Below are 5,973 nucleotides of genomic sequence, written 5' to 3' on the forward strand. Positions count from 1 at the left end.
TTAGAGGGAGATCATCTATTCGTTCTGACTGTGTTTGTGACGTAATTGCTCGACTCCTTGTTGGCCAACACTTGACTACACAAGGATTTTAACCTTTTTTGCCCACCTTACCCCTTCAATTTAAGCGAACGGTGAGTCAGAAAGTACACCATAACGATTAAATCGTATATATTCAGGTGGATTATTTTCAATACGAATTTGTTCTGGCAGCGGTAAGAGATGACCAATAATTTTGCCTTTTCCTTGCTCAAAAAACTTCGCTTGTATAGCTAGTCCTAAAACTCGATCAAGACACCAAAAGGGAATATACTTAAACGGACCCATAAAAGGCATTAACCCCACCAGATCCTTCAGGGTTTCCTGTACTATAGAAGTTTTCCAAACCTTCTTGTCAAAATTCTCTGTATGAGGACCTCGATGATCTCTCCTCCCTCTAAAAATACACATTACATCAAATTTATTATCGATAGGAGTAATGGGAATTTCCAATAAGTAGTTGCCTTGTTCGTATAGCTTAGAGTTACCTTGAGACCTACCACAAACTTCTAGTTTTTCGATGGGTTTTGGTGAGAGCCAAGTAGCTTCCAGAATTTCTTTTTTACCAAATTCAACATCTTTCCGGCTAAGTCTCATGACCCAACTATCAGGAAATCGGGAAAAGTATTGATGGCTAATTTCTGAAATGTCGGGATTGATATACTCATCACAATTAATTGTCAATGTATAGGGAGCGGTAGCATTCATCAAACCTGTGGCACGTTGAATAATTTCTCCCCGCAAGGGACTGACTATTTGCTGTACCCTAGGGTCGGACGTGGGATACTTAGGCGCTCCTGGTGGATGAACCAAGATAAATTCTACTTCTCCCTTGACCTCGGTCAGCGCATTAAACCAGTGGTCAGCGAATCCTTCTCGGGTCGGAATAACAATTGATAGGCTTGGTGTTGACACCTTGTCCATAATAAAAAATTTTTTCCTCTATTTTTTGATGCCATTGTATCATAGTTCTCCAGCAACAAGGAAAATTTCTGGAAGATCAGAAGGCGGAGAGGTCAAGAGTGGGAATTCAAGATAAATAAAATAGATATTCAACTTGTTTACCATCCTAAAAACTGATTTCTAGGTTTTTTTATGCTTGAAAAATTAATTATGCCTCAAATCCGAGATAGTGGTAATCTGAGAAGCTTATATAGGGTTTGCTGAAAAAGTTTTTCGTGGGGGCAGGCTTCGGCCGTGAGAATTCGGACGTTCGGCGAGCTCAGTCGGGCTGCGTGAGCTTTTGTCGAACGCTCAGCCGAACGGGTGTGGGGTGTATGGTTTTAGCGATTTTCATCTGGTCAATTATACTAAATCTGTTAAGTATAGGCTAGTTATGAGGAGAGGCACTCATGCAAGAGGCACTCATGCAAAGGGGAGAATAAATAGTCAGTTTTTAATAACCGGATTTAGTATTACCTAATTTTCAGGGACAAAGTATCTGAATTTTCCCGCCGATCATTCCCATATCTGGTACTTTTTGATTGACAAAAAGTCTAAAAGTTTTAACCAACAAGGTTTTTAAATTTATTCACCAAGCCCTAGATAGAACTTATCTAAAAATTAGAGATGATCATGATGGCAAAAAACGGCGATTTAGCTTAATTGAGGGCAATTACTGAAAAAATGATGATCGTCAACTTGAATTATCAAAAACGGGTTTAAAACTGATTCATAATTTCCATATAAATATGTTCTAACTGTACCGTCTGACGGGCGATAGAATCAATATTAATGCCATCGAATGCCTGGATAATCTCGCTTAATTCTAGATGTTCATGTAACCAAAAAGCTAAATCTTTGCCGTAAAATTTGGGAGTAAATCCTAATTGTTTCCCTCGATTGATTGCCGCTTCTTGATCCTGGGTATCCATGATAATAATTTCCTTAGCGGGAATGTGCTGACGCAGCTGATTTAAATTACCTTCGGCAATAATACGACCTTGTTTTAAAATTCCGATACGTTGACAGAGACGCTGTGCTTCATCCAGGAGATGGGTAGTTAATAAAATTGTCATTCCCTGTCGCCGTAATTCTCCGATTAAATCCCAAATTTCATAGCGAGATTCGATGTCTAAACCGGTAGTTGGTTCATCAAGAATTAATAATTTTGGCTGATGAACAATAGCCACAGCAATATTCATCCGGCGCTGCATTCCACCGCTTAAAGTTTCCACTGGACTACGGGCGCGATCAAGCAAATTTACTGCGGATAAACTGGCTTTAATCCGATGACGACGCTGGGGGCGATCGAGTCCATAAATCTGAGCAAAAAAGTTGAGATTTTCCTCACAAGTAAGGGATTTGTACAACAAATTTTCCTGCGGGGCAACCCCAATTAATTCTTTAGTAACTCTCGAAATTGGCAAATAATTAAAGGTAATTTCTCCCGATGAGGGTTTTAATAAATTACAAATTAAGTTAATAGTGGTGGTTTTTCCCGCACCATTGGGACCGAGTAAACCGTAAATTTCTCCCGCTTCAATATGAAAGTTTAATTGATCTAATACTAAGCGTCTTCCGTAATTTTTTTTGACATTACTAATAGTCAGCATTTTTAATAAAGTAACAAGGATAGTCAGGCTTTTTTAGGCCATCAGCCGTCAGCTAGGTAATAGTACGAATAACAGGGAAATTGGCTAATTACACTGAAAAACTAAGAAGCTGAATAACTGATGGTGGGTTACGGCGAATAGATAAATTAATGATTAAGTCTGATAATTTGTCTCCGCCTAACCCACCCTACCTAACTGATAACTGATAACTGATTTACAATCGGCGTTCAAGGTTTAACATTTGTCGATAGGTAAGCCAACCACCTGCTACCATAGCTAGGGCAAAAAGACAGAGAAAGCGAAAATGAGAGCTAATATCTTGCAGATCTTCGCCCTTTGCCCAAACAGCAATTAAAGCTTCATTCATGTGGTAGATCGGGTTATATTTAGCCAGAGATAGAATATTGTCGGGGAATAAAGCAGTCGGAAGAAAAACGCCGCCTAAAATTAATAAAGGAACCCCAAAAGTTCCCACCAAAGCATTAACATCTTCCGTTCTTTTCGCCAGTTGAGTACCGAGGATAAATCCTAAACCCACATAAGCGGTGATACTAAGAAAAATAATTAATAATTCTAGAGGAATTGAGCCTTTAAAAGTAGCTCCATACTGTTTAGCAATAGAATAAACTAAAACTGTCTGACAGGCGGCAATCACACAATGGGCGAGAAAAATGCCGATGAAATAGGAAACACCGCTTAAAGGCGATAAAAATAACCGTTTAATCGTTTGTTGTTCCCTTTCTGCTACTACCGTCGCCACGGTTCCCCCCAAACAACTAAAGAAAAGTGCCGCCCCGACGAGGGTGGGAGGAGTAGCCAGAGCCATCGCCTCAGCAATCTCAATTTTGCCTTTTTCTGCCATAATATAGCCATTTAAGAGCAGGACAAGGATCGGGAAAATGCCCCAGAGGATTAAGCTACGCCCGCGCCGGATTAATTCCACTAAAATTCGTTGAGCGATCGCTAAAATTTCCTGCCAATATTTCATAGAATGTTAGTGTAATTGTTTCTCCCTGTAGAGAAATAAGTTTTTCTACTTTCGACTTAGGCTTATTGTAAGTGTTCCAGAGCTTGATCGGCACGCAATCTTACCACTATTTCCGCTTCTGTCTCCCGAATCTGTCCTAAAAGTTCCCGAATCGCCCCGCGAAATGCCGCCGCCGCAGTTCCTAACCCCTCCAATCCGACAATCGCCGCATATCTAACCACCCACTCTGGATCCCCTTGCAAAAGTTTCTCCAGTGCCGCAAAAACCGCATTCTGAGCATCAGAAACCCGACTTTTCTCCAAATCAGACCAAATTATATTTCCTAAGCCCCTAGCCGCCCCTCGACGCACGCTAAAGGAAAAATCACTCACCGCCGCATCAAGTAATAAGTCCAATCCCCGCACATCGCCAATTCCCGCTAGGGCGCGGGTTGCCCAAGCTCTCGCCCCATAATTATAACCGTCTAGGTTGGCCAGTAAATAGGGAACCGCCGCTTTGCCGATGGCGATTAAACCATCCACGGCTGCCACGGAGGCACCGGGGTTATTATATCTCAGGACATCGGTGAGGGTGGGTATTGCCGCCTCACTTTTGGCGGCGGCTAAGTTTTCCACGGCGATTAGTAACCCATTGGCTGAGTCGGCTTTTTCGACGGCAATAATTAAAGTCTCAACGGTGGGAAGCATTGGTTATTAGTAGAGGGGATGAGAGGTTAGGGGTTGGGGAGTGGGGAGTGGGGGGTGGGGAAGTGAGGAGATAGGGAAGTGGGGAAGTGGGGAGTGGGGAAGTGGGGAAGTGGGAGAAGGGGAGAATAAATAAAAATAATCTCCTGACGACTGATTCCTATATCCTAACCCCACTAACAAACTTTTAAAGATAATTTTATCGCCAAACTTTTTTCTGTAAAATCTGACTAATTTTTTGGGGAAAAGGACAATCATCGGGAAAGTTAAAGGATTGATAATCGGGGTTATCTCGCAAGCTTTTTAAAGCCGTGGCATAGCAATCTAAAAATACTTGCTCCCAGTAGGGTTTTAAACTAGGAGAATCGCTCAAAAGTTCTTCTAGTTCCCGTTGACTGCGCCTAATAGTTTCTTGCCAACCTCGATAATCCTCAACGTAATCAGTATAGCAAAGTTTGAGGCAGTGTTCTAAGATGGTCGTTAACCGGTTGCGGAGTTCACGTTTTTGACTTCTGCCCAAACTTTCTATCTCCTCGATCAAGTTTTCCCAGTCAACTTTATCAAAGTTTTTTTGTTTTAACAGAGTGATTGTTTCGTTCAGCCAGCCAACATAATCGGTTTGAATTAGCATAAAAAACTCTGGATTCTATCGGTTTTAATTTAGATAAAAAATAACCAATTGTTGATTACAATAAACCATCCATTAAAGTGAGAATTTCGGAGATATTTTCTTGGCTGGAATTGGTTTTTAGATAGTTTTCTAAAAGTTCCTTGAGAGCAACCAGTTTCAGACTATTTTCCGCCAAAGTTTTAGCGATCGCAGGGGCGGCTGGCAGATAACCCGTAGCGCCTAAATCCATTAAAGCAGAACGACGCAGCTGTAATTCTTCCCCTTGCAAGGCATTAATCAGAATATCGCCATAGTGGGGGTTAGCTGTGAGTTGATAGAGGGCGCGGGCAGCCGCATAACGGACTTTTTCGACGAAATGCTGTAAAAACGGCTCGATCAGGGGAATCGCTGCCGTCGCTTGCAGGGTTCCCAAGGCTTCGATAATCGCCTCGTAGGGTTGGACTAAATGGGGTTTTCCCGCCACTAAAACAGCCACTTTGATGCCACCCTCTAATAGTTTCTTTAAAGGTGCGATCGCTCTTTGATCCTGAAGCATTGCCAATGCTTGGGCAGCCGATTCGCGCACATAATAATCTTCGCAGTCGAGACAGGCAATCAAAGCGGGAAGACAACTGAGATCATCTAATTTACCTAAAGCGCTGGCGGCGTTGCGTCGCAGGGGATAACCACCGTCAGGGGTGCGATCGCTTTCGTCCTCTAAAGCGGCAATTAACGCCGAAATCGCCTCCGGTTGACGAACACGAAATCTACCCAACCACCAGGCAGCATAATAACGCGCTCCTAGGTCTTCTCTTTGCTGGATATTAGCGATCGCTTGTTCAACAGTATAGGCCGGATTATCGACGGCAGTAGAGTAAGAATCGCTCATAGACAAGTGAAAATGGGTGTGGGGTGTGGGGTGTGGGGAAGTGGGGTGTGACCCCCCCAACCCCCCCGACATCGGTAGGGCTGTTTCATTCTCCCATCAGAATATCAAAAGTAAAAGCGATCACTATCAGGTAAAATGAGGAGTGACCGCCAACCTTTCAAATATATGTTGAGCTTAATAGAAAAACTAAAACAAGTCAAGGACTTTCGGAA

General features: G+C 42.5%; 5 protein-coding genes and 1 pseudogene. All 6 read right to left on the reverse strand.

The window, feature by feature from the left end; genetic code table 11:
- Window positions 1-135: 135 nt before the first annotated feature.
- Window positions 136-960: pseudogene (locus tag O9324_RS12040) on the reverse strand (glycosyltransferase); the annotation flags it as partial.
- Window positions 961-1,697: 737 nt separating this feature from the next.
- On the reverse strand, window positions 1,698-2,591 hold the full coding sequence (locus tag O9324_RS12045; protein ID WP_185240312.1) for an ABC transporter ATP-binding protein: 894 nt from the start codon (window positions 2,589-2,591) through the stop codon (window positions 1,698-1,700).
- A 214-nt stretch (window positions 2,592-2,805) separates the two neighbouring features.
- Window positions 2,806-3,579, reverse strand: coding sequence for an ABC transporter permease (locus O9324_RS12050; RefSeq protein ID WP_288140308.1), 774 nt, complete (start codon window positions 3,577-3,579; stop codon window positions 2,806-2,808).
- Window positions 3,580-3,641: 62 nt separating this feature from the next.
- Window positions 3,642-4,265: a C-phycocyanin alpha-cysteine-84 phycocyanobilin lyase subunit CpcF gene (cpcF, locus tag O9324_RS12055; RefSeq protein ID WP_288140309.1), complete on the reverse strand. Its 624-nt coding sequence runs from the start codon at window positions 4,263-4,265 to the stop codon at window positions 3,642-3,644.
- Between the two features lie 196 nt (window positions 4,266-4,461).
- Complete coding sequence (locus O9324_RS12060; RefSeq protein WP_288140310.1) at window positions 4,462-4,893, reverse strand: DUF29 domain-containing protein; 432 nt, start codon at window positions 4,891-4,893, stop codon at window positions 4,462-4,464.
- A gap of 55 nt (window positions 4,894-4,948) precedes the next feature.
- A complete protein-coding gene (cpcE, locus tag O9324_RS12065; protein ID WP_288140311.1) occupies window positions 4,949-5,761 on the reverse strand; it encodes a C-phycocyanin alpha-cysteine-84 phycocyanobilin lyase subunit CpcE in 813 nt (270 codons plus the stop codon).
- Window positions 5,762-5,973 lie beyond the last annotated feature (212 nt).

Source organism: Microcystis sp. LE19-84.1B, from assembly GCF_027531875.1.
Taxonomy (GTDB): domain Bacteria; phylum Cyanobacteriota; class Cyanobacteriia; order Cyanobacteriales; family Microcystaceae; genus Microcystis; species Microcystis panniformis.

What these genes read in the sequence shown, in the direction of transcription:
- O9324_RS12045 (WP_185240312.1), bottom strand. Translation starts at nt 2,591, where the DNA reads ATGCTGACTATTAGTAATGTCAAAAAAAATTACGGAAGACGCTTAGTA.
- O9324_RS12050 (WP_288140308.1), bottom strand. Translation starts at nt 3,579, where the DNA reads ATGAAATATTGGCAGGAAATTTTAGCGATCGCTCAACGAATTTTAGTG.
- cpcF (WP_288140309.1), bottom strand. Translation starts at nt 4,265, where the DNA reads ATGCTTCCCACCGTTGAGACTTTAATTATTGCCGTCGAAAAAGCCGAC.
- O9324_RS12060 (WP_288140310.1), bottom strand. Translation starts at nt 4,893, where the DNA reads ATGCTAATTCAAACCGATTATGTTGGCTGGCTGAACGAAACAATCACT.
- cpcE (WP_288140311.1), bottom strand. Translation starts at nt 5,761, where the DNA reads ATGAGCGATTCTTACTCTACTGCCGTCGATAATCCGGCCTATACTGTT.